An 18,169-nucleotide genomic window follows, 5' to 3' on the forward strand; every position below is an offset into this window, starting at 1 on the left:
CTGCGATTTGGGGATATGACTTACGGTTATTAGGCCTTTCGTTAAGGCGGTCATATCACGCATTATTCATCACTGCCCAGTGTCATTAGCCTGGTATAGCTCATCTGATGCAGACCATCAATCACCAGGTTGGCTTTACCCAAAATATCGGGCGAGCCAATGCCCACACAGCGCATCTTACCCGCCAAGGCTGCTTCCACACCGGCTTCGGCATCTTCAAAAACAACACATGCTTCTGGCGAAACGCCCAGTTCGGCCGCTCCTTTCAGAAATACTTCGGGGTTGGGCTTTGCCTCACTCACTTTGGTGCCGTCAATAATGGCTTCAAAAAGATCAGTCAGCTCCAGCCGATCAAGTATCGTCATGGCATTTTTACTGGCCGATCCCAAGGCAATGCGAATGCCTTTTTCTTTCAGCTCAAGCAGTAGCTCTTTGGCACCGGGTAGTATTTCATCGGGTTGCATCTGAAGAATGTAGCGGCGATAATTCTCGTTCTTTTTTTCTGCCAGCCGTTCTTTTTCAGCATCGCTGAGGGTGATGCCTCCAATGCCCAGCAAAATGTCCAATGACCTCATACGGCTTACGCCTTTAAGTTGCTCGTTATCTGCTTCAGTGAACTCAAAACCAAGCTCATTGGCCAGGGCACGCCAGGCAATGTAATGATACTTGGCAGTGTCCACAATAACACCGTCTAAATCAAATAAACATGCTTTTATCTTTCCCATCCCTTTGTTTTATTCGTTTGCTTCACTTTCAGCTTTCACAAAAGCTACCATAATGGCTCCCAGCATCATGATGATACCGGCCATGATCAACACGTAGATGCCTTCGCCCTTGAACAGACTTCTTAATATGGGGCCTCCGATAATACCACTGAGTATCTGCGGCACTACCACGGTAAGATTAAACAGTCCCATGTAAATGCCCATGCGTTTGGGTGGCAAGGAGCCGGATAGGATGGCATAGGGCATGGCCAGTATGGCTGCCCAGGCAATGCCAATGCCTACCATCGATACTAACAGCATATACTGACTGCTAAAAAAGTAGGTGGAGACATAGCCGATTCCTCCCAGCAGGAGGGCACCGGCATACACCGTTTTGCGACTGCTGCGCTTGATACACCAGGGCATCAGGGTTGAGAAGAGGGCTGCCACGGCGCTATACACCGCAAAGCAGATACCCACCCAGTTACCGGCCTCGTTGAAGGCTTTCAGAATGGTTTCATTGGTTTCTGTTTCCGCATTAAAATCGATGGGCACTCCAAAGTGGTGCTGCGAAATGGCCGTAGTGGCATATACCCACAATAAAAAGAGGGGAAACCAGGAAAACAACTGAACGATGGATAGTTGGCGCATCGTTTTAGGCATGTTGAACAAGAGTTTCCAGAAACTGTCCTTCTGCTCCTTATCTTCCTCGGTAATGTTCTTGTAGGCTTCAAATTCAGCCGGTGGATACTCTTTGGTTTTAAAAACAGTGACCAGCACGCTGACCAATAATAAAGAACCGCCAATGTAAAACGACCAGATGACTGAAGGAGCTACCTTACCTGCCTCGGGTTCGTTGGCAATGCCGGCAGCGGTTAAGATAAAAGGCAGGGCCGAGCCAATAACAGCACCTGTGTTAATTAAAAAGCTCTGTACCGAATAGCCAATGTTACGTTGTTCTTCCGGTGTCATATCGGCCACCAAAGCTCTGAAGGGCTGAAAAGTAACATTAAACGAGCCATCCATAAGGGCCAGCATGGCCACACCAAAAAACAGAACACCGGCACCACCAGCTTTCATTATCAGCGGGGCATTGGGCATGAAAAACATGGCAATCATGGATACAATGGCACCCCCTAATATATAGGGCGAACGCCGGCCAATGCGTGTCCAGGTGTTGTCGCTGGCTGCTCCCACAACCGGCTGAACGATGAGCCCCATTATAGGGGCTACCAACCAGAAAAAGGACAGGTTATGCGGATCGGCACCAAGACTGGTTAAGATGCGGCTGGCGTTGGCATTTTGCAAGGCAAAGCCAAACTGTACACCCAAAAAGCCAAAGCTTAAGTTCCATATTTGCCAAAATGATAACTTTGGTAATTGCTTCATAATTACTTTTGTTTATGCATGAACATAACTTGTGGAACACATTACAGGCATTGCATATTTAATGCGTAAATGTGCCGCAGGCATGTTCTTATTAAAATAGGGGTACAATAAACACCTTTTACTTATAAAGTGCTTATAAGCATCGTAAAAAAGGTATCAGCAGGTAAGCAAGTTCTCTAATTTTTCCACAACAAACTTAAGATAAAATTAGCAATACTACTGCTTTTGTTTGTTGTGGTGTTTTTGCCTATGTGTCTCTTTATCAGCTAAAGTATATATTGCAAACGATTGCGAAAGACCCTAAAAAAGATGCTTTTTTGTTATGAATGATGGTCAGAGGTTTTATGCAAACGTTTTCGGTGGTGCTTATGTCGTTGAACGCAACGGTTGGTGTATGCAGCGTGGCTTGTGTTGCGCTTGTGGCAAGCGATGCATTATGACGGTTTATAGGGTGCCGAATTTATTCTGGTTTCATCTCTGTTTTTTCAAACCCAACAATTGACTTTTCTGTTGTATTAAACTGAATATTTTCGTCAATTATGAGGTCGAATTTAATGTCATAATACCTTTGGTCAATAAAAACACTTTGTTTAGGATCATCAATTGAATAGCTTTCTCCCCTCATTTTAATTGGATAATAATTCTCTTTATCAATGTAATAAAGCGTTTTTGAAATATTCCCTTTTTTATCTTCAAGTCTAATCCTAAAGCCAGGCATTGATATTTTATCCTCTAAGATCACTTGTATTTGGAAACAATTTTTATCATCAACAATTGTATCATTCAACCTGTCAATTGAGTATGACTCCATGTTGTTAAGTATGTATTTCAATTCATATTGCATTCCATAGAGTGTATTATGACCCCAAAAAGGTTTCTTCTTAAAATCTGGATATTTGACCAAATCATAAATCCTTGCGACACTGTCTCTATTGTTTTTACGTATTAATCTATCACCATCATAGATATCTTCATAAATCACATTTTCTTTGTTGTTAACATACATGTACCAATGTCCTTTAACACCGACGATAGAATCAGAAGTTAGTCTTCTAAAATACATCTCCCGATATCGTTGTATGGTATCATTTGCGCTTCGTGGGTTTGTCCTCGACATATCTTGCTTATAATAAATCGACTCAATAGCATCTATTGTGTTAATTGTCTGACTTAAAATGTCAATAGCCGTTTCACGCTTATTACAAGAGACAGAAACAATCAGTATGATTACGATTAAAAATATCCTATTCATTTCATTATTTTTTGATTGTTCTTAGGATTGTGTTGTACCCATGTGGATAGCGGTTAGTGTATGGTGTCGTAAGGGATGCGGACTTTAAACCTATCAATTTACCAGCTTTAATTTTTCATTTTAAATTTGGGCTCAATAAAATTATTGTCAATTGCCCATTTTTCTAATTTATTTATTCTATCCTTTACTTTGTCAGATAGGTCATTAAAGTCCTCAACTCTGTAAATAATTAATTGTTGTCTTTTGTAGTCTTCAATACCTTGCCTTTCAATATCCATTTTATCCATTTCAACAATCTGATTTTCCACATCCTCTTCCGTTATATCAGGATGACTATTTACCCACTCTAGAAAATTGATAGTTTCTTGGTCTTTGTTTGATATCTCCTGTAGTAGTTGAAAATATTCAGTTGGTAAATACTTTGTTAAATTTTCAATTTCATGTTCACGGAGATGACTAAAACTCGGTATATCTATTCCAAATTTGCGACTGTAATCGAATTGAATCAATCCTGCGGGGTATTTTAATAGATGAAGAGTCATTACAATGATTACAATTTCCTCTAATGTATTTATCCATTTTTCAATGTAATCCTTTTCAAATGTTTGATAATTTGATTTTAATTTACCAAGCTTATTTGAGAATACATGTCCTTTGGTATGAACATAATTGTGGAGAAATCCGAGTTTTAAAAGTCTCCCCTTTATATCAATCTGCTCTTGAAACTTTTTAATATTCTCATGTTGTAAAAGGATTTTCCAAACATCCTGTATTTTTGGCGTATCAGCTTCCTTAGAATCAGCAGAACTTAACCACTTTTTAACAGCATTATGACCATCATCATTTATATTATAATATACAGATAAAAGTCCTAATTCGAGCGTACTACGCAAAGAAGTCATTGCTTGTTTATATAGACCGAAGCAAATTAGATTAAATGATATTTGAATTTCTTCCCAAGATTCATTGTATGGAAAACTATGTCCTGACCAAAAACTTTGCATGGTCGTCGGAATTATATTATGCAAAGAATGATAAATCCATGAAAGTTTCTCTATCTTTAATTTCAAGTCTGGATTTTCAATTAGAAACTCTTCTGTCTTTTTGAAGACTTCGATGCTTCTTTCAGGTGTATAGATTAATGGTGGTATCATCTTATTATCTAGGCTAACGTAAAAATAAATACCAGTCTTTCAGTGTTTTACATTTTTATACTTTACTTCAAATTTCATCCGCTTTGATGTCCCCTTTTTTACGTTAGCTTAAGAAATCCATAAGCCTAAAAAAGTTTTGATTACCTTGATTTTTAATCAATACTATGGGTTTATAGGGGGCATTGCGCATTGTTAGCGCAAGTTATTTTATAATCTTATTGATAAATCAAGATGTCCTCCAAGCCCTAACTGAACGATTTTTTGCAACGTCGAGAGTCGAACTTCTTTTACGTTATTTTCAATTTTTGAAATATAAGATTTTGTTGTTCCTACTTTTTTAGCTAATTCAGCTTGGGTCATACCTTTTTTAAGACGAGCTTCATGTAAAAGTGTACCTAATTTAAAGTTTTCGTAGCCACTCTCTAGCTCTTCTCTTTTTTTTGTCCCTTTTTCACCGTAATGTCTGTCCTTAAATTCATCCAGGGTCATTTTGTTACTACTTTTCATTTCTATACTCCTCCATTATTTTTAATGCTCTCTCAATTTCTTTTTTAGGTGTCTTTTGCGTTTTCTTTTGAAATCCATTTGCTAGAATTATAAGTTTTCCTTTATCGAAAAAACAAAATATCCTAAAAATATCTTTGCTTAACTTTATTCTTATTTCATACAGTCCTTCTGTTGATTCAATATGTTTTAAAAAACTTTCTGGTATTCTTTCAAGTTCCTCAATCAACTGTATAGTCCAGATAATTTTCGCTTTAATTTTGTCTGACTGTTTAATAAAAAACTTCTCAAAGTAGTTTTTATAGAAAATAGCTGTCCTAAATTTCTTTTTAAACTCCATGAAGCAAAGATATAAAATGTTTCACTATAGTGAAACTATATTTTAATATGCGCCTAACGGCCAATATAATCTGCAGTACTTAAATATCCTTCCCCAGCTGCGATGAGCTGCGTTCTACTAATTCAGGCGTAAAAATCTTTGTTTCGTACTCATCGTTCTGGCTGGTATTCTCAATATGGCCAATTAACAGTTGCATGGCAGCCTGTCCTATATCATAGCCTTTCTGCTCCACGGTAGTGAGTGGTGGATAGGCGATATTGGCATTGGGACCATCGCCAAAGCCTGCTACAGCAATATCTTTGGGTATGTTATAGCCGTTGCGCTGTAATACCTGCATGGCGGCGATGGCAGTACTGTCATTCACAGCAAAGATGCCATCTATTTCGGGCGCCAGGCGCAGAATATCATCGGCATTGGCAAATACAGTTTCGCGCGTATCACATTTAATAATCAGGCGCTCATCGCAAGGAATGTTGTGCTCCTGTAAGGCGCTGCAAAATCCTTCTTTGCGGTTTTTGCCAATGAGCAGATGCTGCGGTGCGGCCAGGTGCATAATTTTTCTACAGCCTTTTTCAATAAGGTGATGAGTGGCAATGCGGGCACCCTCAAAATCATCGGCAATCACGCGGTCGGTGTCTATCTGTTCGCAGATGCGGTCGAAAAAAACCACGGGTACACCGTTTTCCTTCAGGTTTTGAAAATGGGTAAAAGCATGTGTATTCTTGCTCATCGATACCAGAATACCATCCACCCGATTGTCAACAAGTGCCTGCAAGTCAATAACCTCACGCTGGTAGTTTTCATTGGTCTGGCAAATGATGGCGTTGTACCCCCTCCCATAGGCCACGTCTTCAATGCCACTGATGACCGATGAGAAGAAATGATGAACGATCTCGGGTATTACAATGCCAATGGTGTTGGTTTTGCTGCTTCGTAAACTCAAGGCTAAAGCATTGGGTCGATAATTCACCTTTTCAGCAAATGTTTGCACTAACTGCTTAGTCCGTGCGCTGATATCAGGATGGTCCTTCAATGCGCGCGACACCGTGGATGGTGATATGCCAAGTATCCGTGCGATATCTTTAATGGTGATGGGCTGTGATTTCATAATCGTTAAACAATGGTTGTTTTAGCTGATAAAGATTAAAAATAGTAAAATCTGCCTAAATAGCATTATATTTTATTTTTTGTGAAAAACAGGCGTTATGAAAAACATGTTTTACAGCATGCAATATCTCCGCAAACGACACCGCAAACGACACCGCAAACGATTGCAGTAAAAATCCTGCAAACAAATGTACTTGAGTGTTAATAAGTGTTTATAAATCTCCTTTAAATGAGTATGTTTGTAGTGTTCATTAGGGATCGATAAAGCATCGTTTTTAAAGGTAATGACAGGTACAATTTCTCTTTTCCACAGAATGAAAATCCTTTAAAGCGGATAACAAATGTTTAATGACAAGAATAATGGATACTTTATAAAAGTGTCTGGTATTGCTTGGTATGATAAATTAAAATTGTTTATCAACACATGAAAGTTTATTAAATGAGCTTCATGTAGCGATTAAGAATGAATTTAATCACATGAAAATCTAGTTTTTATGAAAAGACAGTCAAGTTTTTTTAAGTTGCTGTTTATGCTCGTTGCCTTATTTAGCTTTAATGCACTTTATGCGCAAGAGATGACAGTTTCAGGTACGGTGACCGATGCCGCCGATGGCATGCCATTGCCCGGTGTAACAGTCGCGGTGAAAGGAACCACTACGGGGACTGTAACCATGCCTGATGGAAAATTTACGCTAACGCTTGAAAACGGGCAAACCCTGGTTTTCTCGTTTATCGGCTATAAATCACAGGAGCTTGTTGCTACCAGTTCAACAATCAATATTGCATTGGAGGAAGATGTGATAGGCATGGAAGAGGTGGTAGTGATAGGGTACGGCAGCGTTAAGAAAGAAGATGCTACAGGTTCCATATCGGCCATTAGTACCAAAGACTTTAATCCCGGCGCCATTGCCTCACCACAAGATTTGATGGTGGGTAAGGCGGCCGGTATTCAAATAACCAGTACAGGCGGAGCGCCGGGTGCCGGTTCAACCATTCGTATTCGCGGCGGATCCTCGCTAAATGCTTCTAATGATCCGTTGATTGTGATTGATGGTGTGCCCATCGATACCGAAGGAGTGGATGGTATGCAAAATCCGCTTAACGTGGTGAACCCTAATGATATTGAGTCTTTCTCAGTGCTGAAGGATGCTTCGGCCACTGCCATTTATGGTTCTCGTGCCTCTAATGGTGTAATTATTATCACTACAAAAAAAGGCCAGAAAGGTAGTAGGATGAAGGTGAATTACTCGGGTAATTTTTCGGTAAGCGCTGCGGCTGACTTACTTGATGTAATGGATGGTAATCAGTATCGTCAGTTCATTTTGGAAACTTATGGCGAGGGTTCTAAGGCCGTTAATCGTGTGAACCAATATCCTGAGCAAAATACCGACTGGCAGGATGAGATTTATCGAGTGGCCATGGGTACTGACCATAATGTAAGTCTTTCGGGAGCCTATAAGAATTTGCCCTATCGCCTGTCGGTGGGTTATACCGATCAGCAAGGTATTATTGAAACATCAAGCATGAATCGTACAACGGTTGGTTTGAATTTGAATCCTACGCTGTTCGATAATCACCTGAAAGTGGGGGTTAACGCAAAGTATATGTTTGTGAATAACACTTTCTCAAATGACGATGCCATTGGTACGGCTGTAAGTTTTGATCCAACCAAGCCCGTGTACGATCAAAATTCGCCCTACGGTGGTTACTACACTTGGGTGGATGATAGCGAGCCTAAGCCCAAGCCCATTCCTATTGCTACCATGAACCCCGTAGCACAATTAAACTTGCGTGATAACCAGAGTGATGTGCATCGTTACATCATAAATGCCAAGTTTGATTACTCCTTACATTTTTTTCCGGCTATTACAGCTACTTTAAACCTGGGTTACGACGGGTCTAAATCAGAGGGGCGAACCATTACGCAGCCAACGGCCGCTTGGTCGTCACCCAACGATCCTAACCGTGCCGGGGAGTACTCGCCCTATAACCAGGATAAGGAAAATAAAACATTGGATTTCTACTTGAACTACAACGGTGATTTTGGTGATCATAACTTAAAGGTGATGGCTGGGTATGCTTACCAGGACTTTTATCGCGAAGGCGATAACGTTACTTACAACTTTGATAGGACCAATGAAGTAACTCCTTTCAAACCCTACAAGGCACAGAATAACTTGCAGTCTTTCTTTGGTAGAGCCGAGTATAACTATGATGGCCGTTACTTGCTTAATTTCACGATGCGTGCCGATGGAACCTCGCGCTTCTCAGAAGATAATCGCTGGGGTATCTTTCCGGCTGTGGGTTTGGCATGGCGTCTTATCAACGAGGATTTTCTGAAGGACTCCAGGGTAGTGTCTGATCTTAAGTTGCGTCTGGGCTGGGGTATTACCGGTCAGCAGGGTGTAACTGCCGACCTGCCTTATCAGGGACCTTATGTTAGTTCCAATAATACAGCCATGTATCCATGGGATGGCGGTTATGTGAATACACTGCGCCCCGATGGTTATGATGAAAACATTAAGTGGGAAGAAACAACCACCTATAATGTGGGTGTTGATTATGCCTTCTTAAAAAATAAGTTCTCCGGTTCGGCGGAATTCTATTACCGCGAAACCAAAGACCTGTTGAATATGGTGCCCATTGCTGCCGGTGCCAACCTCATTAACGAGTTGGTAACCAATGTAGGAAGTCTGGAGAACATCGGTGTTGAGGTGGGGTTAACCTATCGCCCTATTGTAAAGAGCGATTTCTATTGGGAGGTTGGCGCCAACTTCACCTACAACCAGAATGAGATTACTAAACTAACTACAAGCGATGATCCAACTTTCCTGGGTAATCAGGTGGGTGGTATTGCCGGTGGTACCGGTTCTAACATTCAGATTAACTCGGTGGGCTATCCGGCCAATTCATTCTTTGTGTATCAACAGGTGTACGATGAGGCAGGTAATCCACTGGAAGGCGTTTACGTGGATCAGAATGAAGACGGTTTGATTAACGATTTTGATAAAATAAGAGTAGGACAGGCTGCTCCAACTACCCTGGTGGGTATCAATACACGCCTTGAATACAAAGACTGGGATTTCTCTTTGTCGGGACGCATGCAGTTTGGTGCTTCGGTTTATAACAACAATGCTTCAACCATGGGCGTGAAGCAGGATACTTACAACAGTGGTGGTAATTACCTGAGTAACCGTTTGCCAATGGCTGCGCAAGGCTTTAATAATTATCAGTACTGGTCGTCGCATTACATCGAGGATGCCTCTTTCTTCCGGATGGATAACATCTCGCTTGGTTATAGTTTTAATAATATCAGTAAAAACAACATGCGCCTGAGGGTGTCGGTTACCGGGCAGAATTTGTTTGTTATTTCGGACTACAACGGAGTTGATCCTGAAGTGTCAAGCGGAATTGATAATAATTTCTATCCGCGAGCCAGAACATTTATGTTAGGTGTTAATCTTGGTTTTTAATGAGTAAACCGGTTTTTGAAAAACAATTAATAGACAGATGAAGATGAGATTATTAAAATATATAAGCAAAAACGTGGCAATCGCCGTGGTGAGTACGCTGATGCTCAGCTCATGTCTGAACGAGCTGGATCAGTTGCCCATTGATCCCACCAAAACCACAGGCGACCAAGTGTATCAGACCGAGGAAGGTTATGAACGTGTGGTGGCAAAAGTATATGCTGCTTTGGCTCTTACGGGGCAGGAAGGACCGGCCGGTAACGGCGATGTTGGTGGTATTGACGAAGGATCGTCATCCTTTATTCGTAACTTGTGGAATGCGCAGGTATTAACTACTGATGAGGCAATATGTGCCTGGGGCGATTTTGGTATTTCACAATTAAACCAACTGCAATATTCAGCGGCCAACCCCTTTATTGAAGGTTTGTACTATCGTATTTATCATCAGGTGTCAATGGCCAATGAGTTTCTACGTCAGTCAACCGACGATAAGTTGGCGGCCCGTGGTCAGGAGGATATTAAAGAGAACATTCATGCCATGCGTGCCGAGGTCCGTTTCCTCAGGGCTTATGCCTATGCGGTAGCCATCGATGTATTTGGCAGCGTTCCTTTCGTTACTGAAGCAGATGGTATTGGAACTTACTTACCCGAGCAAATTTCGCGTAAGGATTTGTTTGACTGGGTAATCGACGAGCTGGATGCCATCGAAAGTGATATTACACCCATTGCAACAGCTGATTATGGCCGTGTTGACGCCGGTGCCGTAGCCTTTTTAAAAGCTCGTTTGTATTTGAATGCCCAGGTTTATACGGGTACGCCTCAATGGGATGCGGTGATTACAGAGACTAAGAAGCTAATTGATGCCTATGATATTTATGAAGATAATTATCAGCACCTCTTCTATGCCGATAATAACAATTCTTCTATCGCTTCGGGTTTTATTTTTGCTGTCCCTTACGATGGTGATAAAATGCAGACTTATGGTGGTACTTCTTTCCTATGCTTCAGTTCAACCGGTGGTGGTATCTCACCTGATGCCATTGGCCTCAGTGGCGGATGGGGAGGTAACCGGGCACGTCCGCAGTTAATCGATTTGTTTCAGGCGGGAGATAGGCGCGGCTATGTGGATGGTTTAGATGGTACCTTTTTTGATTCGGGTGCTAAGGAAATTGAAAACCCTGCTTTGTATTCTGATGGTTTTGGTGTAATGAAATACCGTAACATCAATAGTGATGGATCAGCACCGTCTAACAAGGACTTTGTTACCACTGACTTTCCGCTGTTTCGACTTGCTGATGCTTACCTAATGTATGCTGAAGCAGTGGTAAAAGAAGGACAGGGCGGTGATAAAGCAACGGCGGTGAGCCTGATTAATAAGTTGCGAATGCGTGCCTTTGGCAATGCTTCGGGCAATATCACGCAAAGTAACCTTACTGCCGATTTTATTCTCGATGAGCGTGGCCGCGAATTGTATTGGGAGTGTACCCGTCGTTCCGATCTGATACGTTATAATAAATACACTTCCAACGCATATTTGTGGGCCTGGAAGGGCGGTGTGCCATCAGGTGCAGCGGTAAGTGCTACCAAACGCTTATTTGCTATTCCGGCCAAAGATATTGGTGCTAACTCTAATTTAGTTCAAAACCCTGGTTATTAATATTGTAGTTATGAGATATTTGAAATTCATATACCTGTTCATGTTTTCTATGGTGTTGCTCAATAGCTGCACCGAGGATGTTGAAACACCGGTTTTAGCGCCCCTTGAAGCGCCTGTTTTGGTATCACCCGATGGTGCCTTGGAGTATGTTTTAACCGAAGAGAATGCTGAGAATCCTTTCGAAACATTTATATACAGTGGCGCTAAGTTTAATATGCCCATTGTTTCAAATTATACCATTGAGGTTGCTGATCTTGACGATACTGAGTTTGTGAATAAAGTAGATATGCAGGAGTCAACAACCCTATTGTTTCAAAGTATCGATGTGAAATCTTTTAACCTGTTGTTTGGCCTTACCGGCCTTGATAAAGCACCGGGCGAAAGAGCTACTGTAAACGTTCGCGTAAGAGCTGATAACAATAACGAGGATGTGGCCGTGATGTACAGTAATGTAATACAGTTAAATGTAACTCCTTACGATGCTGTTGTGCCTCCGATTTATGTGGTAGGCGATGCCACGGCTGCCGGATGGTCGCCTGCTGATGCTTTACCGTTGGAGTCAGTATCGGCCGATGAGTATAAGGGAACCATCACCCTTGCTGCCGAGCCTTCTTCTTTCCGTTTTTTAGGACAGAACACCGACTGGGGGCCTGTACAATGGTTTTATGATAATATGACTCTTGTGGAGTCAGTACCTGCCGACTTGGTAGGCCCTGCACCGGTTAACGAGTATGGCGAAATTAATTTCATCGCCAAAGAGGCCGGAGATTACGAGATTTTATTTAATAAAAAGAATGGTACTATCAAGTTAACAAAGCAGTAGAAGATAATCAGTCGATTGATAATGCTAATCTGTTTTACTTGATAATTAAAGCATATTTTTATGAAGAAGTTAAATATTATATATACGTTAATGGCTCTGATGGTGGCGTTTACCGCATGTAATGATGAAGACGGTATTACGCGCATACCCATGGAGCCGGGGCCTGCCTCAATATTAAGTCCCAATGGTTCTACCACCTATAGTTTGATTGAGGAGAATGATGAGGGTGCCTTTGAAACATTTATTTGGGAAGCAGCCTATTTTGGCACCTCTGAGGATATTAGCTATGATGTGCAGGTGGATCTGGCTTCAGGTGACTTTACCTCGCCTGCAGGCCTTGGCACTACCGATAAAACCTACATGACCATAACAACCGCTGCCATGAATCAGGTCATTCGCGATTTGGGAGTGATGGCTGAAGAAGAAGTGGGTTTACAGGTGCGTGTTGTGGCTACAGCCGGAAGCGATGAGAAAATTTCCATTCCTGTATCTATGTTGGTGAAAAGGTATATCTACGAGGATGAGAAGCCGGTGTGGAAGGTACAGGGTTCTGCCCTGACCGAAGCTGTCGCACTGAAGTATGATAGTGATGCCAAACTTTGGAAGAGCGATGGAGCTATTACCATGATGGAGGGTGCCTTCAATTTTCTGAATGATAATGTATATCAGCAGGAGCTGGGGAGCACAAGCGACCTGGTGTATGCACCGCAGATGGAAGGTAATCTTACCGATGAGGAAGGTAAACACATACCCGTGAAAGCCTACGATTACTTCGTAAGCCTGGATGCAGAAAACATGACTTTTACCGTGGAAGAGGATAATTTCTATTCTTTGGTGGGTTCTGCCGTTGTGAATGAAGCAACTCGCTTTAGCCAGGAAGGATCAGATATGACTATGAAAACCCGACTGTCAGCCGGTACCTTCCAGGTGAAGTACAACGCATCAACACCTGTGGTTTATGGTGCCACAAGCAACAGCGACTATACACTTATTGAAGGTGGTGTAGCCATTGAAATCGCCAGCGATGGTGATTACAGCCTCACGATTGATGAAAACATGGTGCTGACCGTGGAAGAGTCGGCCTATCCGGCTGAGCTATACATGACCGGTGGTGCCCTCAACGGTGCAGGCGATGCCAGTGGCTGGAACTGGGACACTAACTATGCACAGTTTGTACCTGTACATTCTCACCCAGAGCTTTTCTGGGCCATTGTATGGCTTGACCCAAGTGGTAATTCAGGCTTTAAAATTGCACCACAACGTGCCTGGGGTGGCGACTTTGGTATCGACGGCGACCCAGTGGATGGCGTATGGGCCAAAGGTGGCGGTAATATCCAGGTGCCGGAGGCTAACTACTACATTGTGGTGGTGGATCTGTTGAACGAGACCGTGGAAGCCAATCCTGCCAATGTGTATGGTATGGGTACTGTATTTGGTGGATGGGATGCTTCCAACCCGGCTAATTTGTTTACCATCGACAAGGAAAACAAAGTGATCAAGTATGATGGCGAAGTAGCCGAAGGTGAATTGCGTATGCACGTAGGCGCCAAAACCCTGGCTTGCGACTGGTGGCAGGCCGAGTTTATCATTCTCAACGATATGATTGAGTACCGGGGTACCGGTGGAGATCAAGAGAGAGTGCCAATGAGTGCAGGGAATGCGGTAATTACCCTTGATTTTATGAATGGCACAGGCTCCATCACGCAGTAATCTATTTATCCAATTAATACTTTAAAAGCCGCCCTTTGTGGCGGCTTTTTTTAACCATTACGATGCCATGATAAAACAATACATTACAGAAATTAGGAAAGGGACTTATGTGGTGGTGGCACTTCTGTTGTTGGCAGTCGGTGCCAAGGCTCAGGTGGTAATATCCGATCCTGCGCTGCCTACCGAATCCGATAAGGTAACCATTACCTTCTATGCCGACCGTGGAACAGGCGGTTTGGCCGGCTTTACCGGTGATGTGTATGCGCATACCGGTGTGATAACTGACAAAAGCAGTGGGTCGAGCGATTGGCAATATGCGCCTACCTGGGGCGATAATAGTGCTAAATACAAGATGACCCGAACAGCCACTGATGTTTATACCCTCGAAATTACACCTGACGTACGGCAGTATTACGGCGTTGCGGATGGCGAAGTGATCCAGCAGATGGCCTTTGTTTTTCGCAGTGCTGACACCAGTCTGGAGGGGAAGGATACCGGCGGTAAGGATATTTTTGTAGATGTATCTGATGCTGTGCTCTCAGTGGCCATATCAAGCCCGGTCAATAACCGTATTTATGAGGCTGGCGCAAGTGTTGATATCCGTGTTGATGCCTTGCTCAACGATCAAATAGAGCTTTGGGTAAATGATGAAGTGGTAGCGCAGTCCGATGCTTCATCGCTTACCCATACACTGAGCAATGTTACGGCGGGCACCTATAATTTACTTGCCGTGGCATCGCGCGGAGCCGAAAGTGTAGAGGCGCTGAGTAAGTTTTTTGTGCGGGGTGATGTGGTGAATGAACCCATGCCGGCAGGATTGCGCAGGGGAGTGAATGTGCTGAGTGCCACAAGTGCTACCGTTGTGCTTTTCGCGCCCAATAAAGAATACGTGTACCTGGTGGGCGATTTTAATAACTGGGAGCCCTCTGCTGCCGCCATGATGAAAAAAGACGGAGATTATTTCTGGCTCACCCTTGATGGACTTGATAACAAAGATGAATATGCCTATCAGTTTTGGGTGGACGGGCAGATTAAAATTGCCGATCCTTATGCCAACAAGATATTGGATCCTTGGAACGACCGTTATATACCCGAACGCATCTATCCTAATTTAAAACCTTATCCGCAGGGACAGGACGAGATTGTGAGTGTTTTTACCACCGCCGATCAGACCTTCAGCTGGGAGGTGAATAATTTTGTGGCGCCATCGCCCGAAAAATTGGTCGTTTATGAACTGCTGATACGCGACTTCACCGATGCGCAGGATATTAAAACTGTTACCGACACTTTGGCCTACCTCAAGCGATTGGGTGTGAATGCCATCGAACTGATGCCTTTTAACGAGTTTGAAGGAAATGACAGCTGGGGCTATAATCCGTCGTTCTATTTTGCCACCGATAAGGCCTATGGCACTACTGAGGATTATAAAATCTTCATAGATGAATGCCATAAGGCAGGTATCGCTGTTATCATGGACATGGTGCTGAATCACTCCTATGGTCAGTCGCCTTTCGCACGTATGTACCTGGGTAACGATGGTCAGCCCTTGAATAATCCCTGGTACAATGCCAAGTCTAACATCGATAATCCGGGCTTAAGCTGGGGCTATGACTTCAACCACGAGAGTGAACATACGCAGGCCTTGGTAGATAGTATTTGTTCCTTCTGGATGCGTGAGTTCAAGGTGGATGGTTTTCGTTTTGATTTCACCAAGGGATTCTCCAATACCGAGTACCCCATGGATGGCGATGAGTGGGCCAACGGACCTGATGCTGATCGTATTCGGCTGCTAAAGCGCATGGCCGATGAGATTTGGCAACGTAAATCCGATGCCCTTGTTATCTTTGAACATCTGGCTGCCAATGCTGAGGAGAAAGAACTAGCCGATCACGGTATCCTGCTGTGGGGTAATGCTAATCATAATTATAATGAGGCTACCATGGGCTATACCGAAAATGCTAAATCCGACTTGTCGTGGACCAATTACCAACGACGACAATGGAGTAAGCCGGTGCTCGTTAATTATATGGAGAGTCATGATGAGGAGCGCATCATGTATAAAAATCAACTTTTTGGTAATGTAGTGGGTGATCACAATGTGAAAGAAACAGCAACCGCGCTGCAACGTACCGAAGGAGCTGCCGTCTTGCTGATGGCCACGCCCGGGCCGGTAATGATATGGCAGTTTGGTGAGCTGGGGTTTGATTTAAGCATCAACCGCTGCACGGATGGTACAGTGAGTAATGACTGCCGCCTTGCACCCAAGCCACCCAAGTGGGATTATCAGGGCGACCCGGATCGTACACGATTGTTTGAGGTCTACAGGCGTATGATTGAGATAAAGAAGAATGAGCCCGTGTTTGCCACTGATGATTTTACCATGGATGTGCGTGGTGCTGTAAAGCGTATCAGCTTGAATATGGAGGGCAGCGATGTGCGTATTGTGGCTAATTTTGGTATGGAGCCTACTCTTGTTACACCTGACTTTAGCACTGCCGGTAAATGGTATGATATTTTGGGGAAAGACAGTCTTGTGGTGAGTGATCCGGCCATGGAGGTGCGTTTGTTACCGGGTGATTATATGCTATACAGTCAGAAGAAACTCAGCGGTTTTGAGCAATCAACGTCATCGGGTGGGGAGCTAGTACAAAAAGCAGTGATGGTGGCACCCAATCCATTTACCGACGAGGTAAGTATCAGCCATGTAGGCGAGGGAGCAAGCTTTGCTTTGTATAGCCTTTCGGGCGCTTTGATTGATAGGGGTACATTAGCGGCAGGCAACAGTACCCACAACTGGTCGCAGTTGCCACAGGGCAATTACCTGTTACGCATACAGCACCGTAATGGTTTAGAAGTAATGAAACTAATAAAGCGTTGATTCAATGCTTGATGTTAGACGATCTCAACTTTTCCAAAGTTTTAAACTTTGGAAAAGTTATTTTTAATAGGCGTTGCCGTAGAAATGGCTGCTACTTATTTGTATAAGGGCTAAGCTCTACTTTGCTTACTTTTAAAAAGCACGTCCATCGATGAAATTCTGTTGACTGGTAGTGGTTTAAAAGCTTAGTATTTAAGTTTCCACAATGGGCGTATTCGGTTTGTGTTTTGTCAATTAAAATATAATCGTTTTATTTGTCCTACAAATAGAACGATCCGTATTTTGCGATGCAAACAGAATTTACAACACTTACACTGGCCGACCAGGTTGAAGCGAAAATTATCAGCTATATTGAGGACAGAGGCTTGAAGCCTGGCGATACTCTGCCTACTGAATTTGAATTGGTTAATACCTTTGGGGTTAGTCGAAATGTAGTTCGTGAGGCTATGAGTCGTCTTAGAATGCTGGGTTTAATACAAACCCGACCCAAACGCGGTATTATTATAACCGAACCCCCTCTATTGAACGGTTTGAAGAAGGTTTTTAATCCTAATTTATTCAAACTACAAACCATAAAGGAAATGATGGGATTGCGCATAGCTCTTGAGGTTGGCATCTCTGATTTTATCTTTAATAATCGAACAGAAAAGCTAATTGAAGAGCTCGAACAGATTGTAGCACAGCAGAAAAATATTAGCATTGATATGCTAAGTGTTGAAGACGAAATGCGTTTTCACACAAAAATCTACGAAATGGCCGGCAATCAATTCATCATCCAGTTGAATGAAATCATACAACCCATTTTTGTTTTTGCAAGGCAAAATTATCAAAGCAACTTTGCGCCTGTCAACAATCAGCTAAGGGACAGTAACGAAATCATTACGCATGAAGATCTACTTTGTTTGATAAGGGAAAATAGAAAAAACGACTATCGTGAAGCCATTAGAACTCACCTAATACCTTATTGGGAATTTATAAGTAATAAGACGGTTTAAATATCTTATTTACCATTAGTGTCTTACTTATTATGACTATAGGATTGTCAGGTGCAGGATTTACGAAAAAGTCTTTGATGTATTGAATGTTAATAACATATAATTATGAAAGGCTATAGTTTAATAATGCGTTGTAAAACCGATTAGTTGTTGATAACATAGGTCTATTTTCAAAAACCTTTCCTT

The 18,169-nt window shown here is 42.7% G+C and carries 13 protein-coding genes; 6 read left to right on the forward strand and 7 right to left on the reverse strand.

All coding sequences use genetic code 11. From position 1 onward, the window contains the following. Positions 1-62 precede the first annotated feature (62 nt). The 7 genes from pgmB to ACRD7A_RS15740 form a co-directional block, all read right to left on the reverse strand. Entirely contained in the window at positions 63-725 is a 663-nt protein-coding gene (gene pgmB, locus ACRD7A_RS15710) for a beta-phosphoglucomutase (RefSeq protein ID WP_430812087.1), read from the reverse strand. Between the two features lie 9 nt (positions 726-734). Further along, positions 735-2,093 (reverse strand): MFS transporter, encoded by a 1,359-nt coding sequence (locus tag ACRD7A_RS15715; protein WP_430812088.1) that lies wholly within the window; start codon positions 2,091-2,093, stop codon positions 735-737. 460 nt (positions 2,094-2,553) lie between these two features. After that, the gene (locus ACRD7A_RS15720; protein ID WP_430812089.1) at positions 2,554-3,345 is read right to left on the reverse strand and encodes a hypothetical protein; all 792 of its coding nucleotides are present in this window, start codon (positions 3,343-3,345) and stop codon (positions 2,554-2,556) included. A 107-nt stretch (positions 3,346-3,452) separates the two neighbouring features. Further along, complete coding sequence (locus tag ACRD7A_RS15725) at positions 3,453-4,499, reverse strand: hypothetical protein (protein WP_430812090.1); 1,047 nt, start codon at positions 4,497-4,499, stop codon at positions 3,453-3,455. A 207-nt stretch (positions 4,500-4,706) separates the two neighbouring features. Continuing rightward, a complete protein-coding gene (locus tag ACRD7A_RS15730; RefSeq protein ID WP_430812091.1) occupies positions 4,707-4,988 on the reverse strand; it encodes a helix-turn-helix domain-containing protein in 282 nt (93 codons plus the stop codon). A 7-nt stretch (positions 4,989-4,995) separates the two neighbouring features. After that, the gene (locus ACRD7A_RS15735) at positions 4,996-5,343 is read right to left on the reverse strand and encodes a type II toxin-antitoxin system RelE/ParE family toxin (protein WP_430812092.1); all 348 of its coding nucleotides are present in this window, start codon (positions 5,341-5,343) and stop codon (positions 4,996-4,998) included. A gap of 79 nt (positions 5,344-5,422) precedes the next feature. Then, positions 5,423-6,451: a LacI family DNA-binding transcriptional regulator gene (locus ACRD7A_RS15740; RefSeq protein ID WP_430812093.1), complete on the reverse strand. Its 1,029-nt coding sequence runs from the start codon at positions 6,449-6,451 to the stop codon at positions 5,423-5,425. 493 nt (positions 6,452-6,944) lie between these two features. Here ACRD7A_RS15740 and ACRD7A_RS15745 point away from each other — a divergent pair, with 493 nt between their 5' ends. The 6 genes from ACRD7A_RS15745 to ACRD7A_RS15770 all read left to right on the forward strand — a co-directional run bounded on the left by ACRD7A_RS15745 (position 6,945) and on the right by ACRD7A_RS15770 (position 17,983). Then, positions 6,945-9,923 carry a SusC/RagA family TonB-linked outer membrane protein gene (locus ACRD7A_RS15745; RefSeq protein WP_430812094.1) on the forward strand — a complete coding sequence of 993 codons (2,979 nt, stop codon included), beginning with the start codon at positions 6,945-6,947 and terminating at the stop codon, positions 9,921-9,923. Between the two features lie 43 nt (positions 9,924-9,966). Next, complete coding sequence (locus ACRD7A_RS15750) at positions 9,967-11,577, forward strand: RagB/SusD family nutrient uptake outer membrane protein (RefSeq protein WP_430812095.1); 1,611 nt, start codon at positions 9,967-9,969, stop codon at positions 11,575-11,577. Positions 11,578-11,587: 10 nt separating this feature from the next. Further along, the gene (locus tag ACRD7A_RS15755) at positions 11,588-12,400 is read left to right on the forward strand and encodes a SusE domain-containing protein (RefSeq protein WP_430812096.1); all 813 of its coding nucleotides are present in this window, start codon (positions 11,588-11,590) and stop codon (positions 12,398-12,400) included. Positions 12,401-12,460: 60 nt separating this feature from the next. After that, positions 12,461-14,110 carry a SusF/SusE family carbohydrate-binding protein gene (locus ACRD7A_RS15760; RefSeq protein ID WP_430812097.1) on the forward strand — a complete coding sequence of 550 codons (1,650 nt, stop codon included), beginning with the start codon at positions 12,461-12,463 and terminating at the stop codon, positions 14,108-14,110. Between the two features lie 67 nt (positions 14,111-14,177). Continuing rightward, positions 14,178-16,988, forward strand: coding sequence for an alpha-amylase family glycosyl hydrolase (locus ACRD7A_RS15765; protein WP_430812098.1), 2,811 nt, complete (start codon positions 14,178-14,180; stop codon positions 16,986-16,988). Between the two features lie 287 nt (positions 16,989-17,275). Beyond that, the gene (locus tag ACRD7A_RS15770; protein WP_430812099.1) at positions 17,276-17,983 is read left to right on the forward strand and encodes a FadR/GntR family transcriptional regulator; all 708 of its coding nucleotides are present in this window, start codon (positions 17,276-17,278) and stop codon (positions 17,981-17,983) included. The last annotated feature ends 186 nt before the right edge of the window (positions 17,984-18,169 follow it).

This window comes from Carboxylicivirga longa (assembly GCF_050589825.1).
Taxonomy (GTDB): domain Bacteria; phylum Bacteroidota; class Bacteroidia; order Bacteroidales; family Marinilabiliaceae; genus Carboxylicivirga; species Carboxylicivirga longa.

Coding starts and splice junctions, on each gene's coding strand:
- ACRD7A_RS15750 (WP_430812095.1), top strand. CDS start 9,967: ATGAGATTATTAAAATATATAAGCAAAAACGTGGCAATCGCCGTGGTG.
- ACRD7A_RS15730 (WP_430812091.1), bottom strand. CDS start 4,988: ATGACCCTGGATGAATTTAAGGACAGACATTACGGTGAAAAAGGGACA.
- ACRD7A_RS15715 (WP_430812088.1), bottom strand. CDS start 2,093: ATGAAGCAATTACCAAAGTTATCATTTTGGCAAATATGGAACTTAAGC.
- ACRD7A_RS15755 (WP_430812096.1), top strand. CDS start 11,588: ATGAGATATTTGAAATTCATATACCTGTTCATGTTTTCTATGGTGTTG.
- ACRD7A_RS15745 (WP_430812094.1), top strand. CDS start 6,945: ATGAAAAGACAGTCAAGTTTTTTTAAGTTGCTGTTTATGCTCGTTGCC.
- ACRD7A_RS15735 (WP_430812092.1), bottom strand. CDS start 5,343: ATGGAGTTTAAAAAGAAATTTAGGACAGCTATTTTCTATAAAAACTAC.
- ACRD7A_RS15765 (WP_430812098.1), top strand. CDS start 14,178: ATGATAAAACAATACATTACAGAAATTAGGAAAGGGACTTATGTGGTG.
- ACRD7A_RS15725 (WP_430812090.1), bottom strand. CDS start 4,499: ATGATACCACCATTAATCTATACACCTGAAAGAAGCATCGAAGTCTTC.
- pgmB (WP_430812087.1), bottom strand. CDS start 725: ATGGGAAAGATAAAAGCATGTTTATTTGATTTAGACGGTGTTATTGTG.
- ACRD7A_RS15760 (WP_430812097.1), top strand. CDS start 12,461: ATGAAGAAGTTAAATATTATATATACGTTAATGGCTCTGATGGTGGCG.
- ACRD7A_RS15770 (WP_430812099.1), top strand. CDS start 17,276: ATGCAAACAGAATTTACAACACTTACACTGGCCGACCAGGTTGAAGCG.
- ACRD7A_RS15720 (WP_430812089.1), bottom strand. CDS start 3,345: ATGAATAGGATATTTTTAATCGTAATCATACTGATTGTTTCTGTCTCT.
- ACRD7A_RS15740 (WP_430812093.1), bottom strand. CDS start 6,451: ATGAAATCACAGCCCATCACCATTAAAGATATCGCACGGATACTTGGC.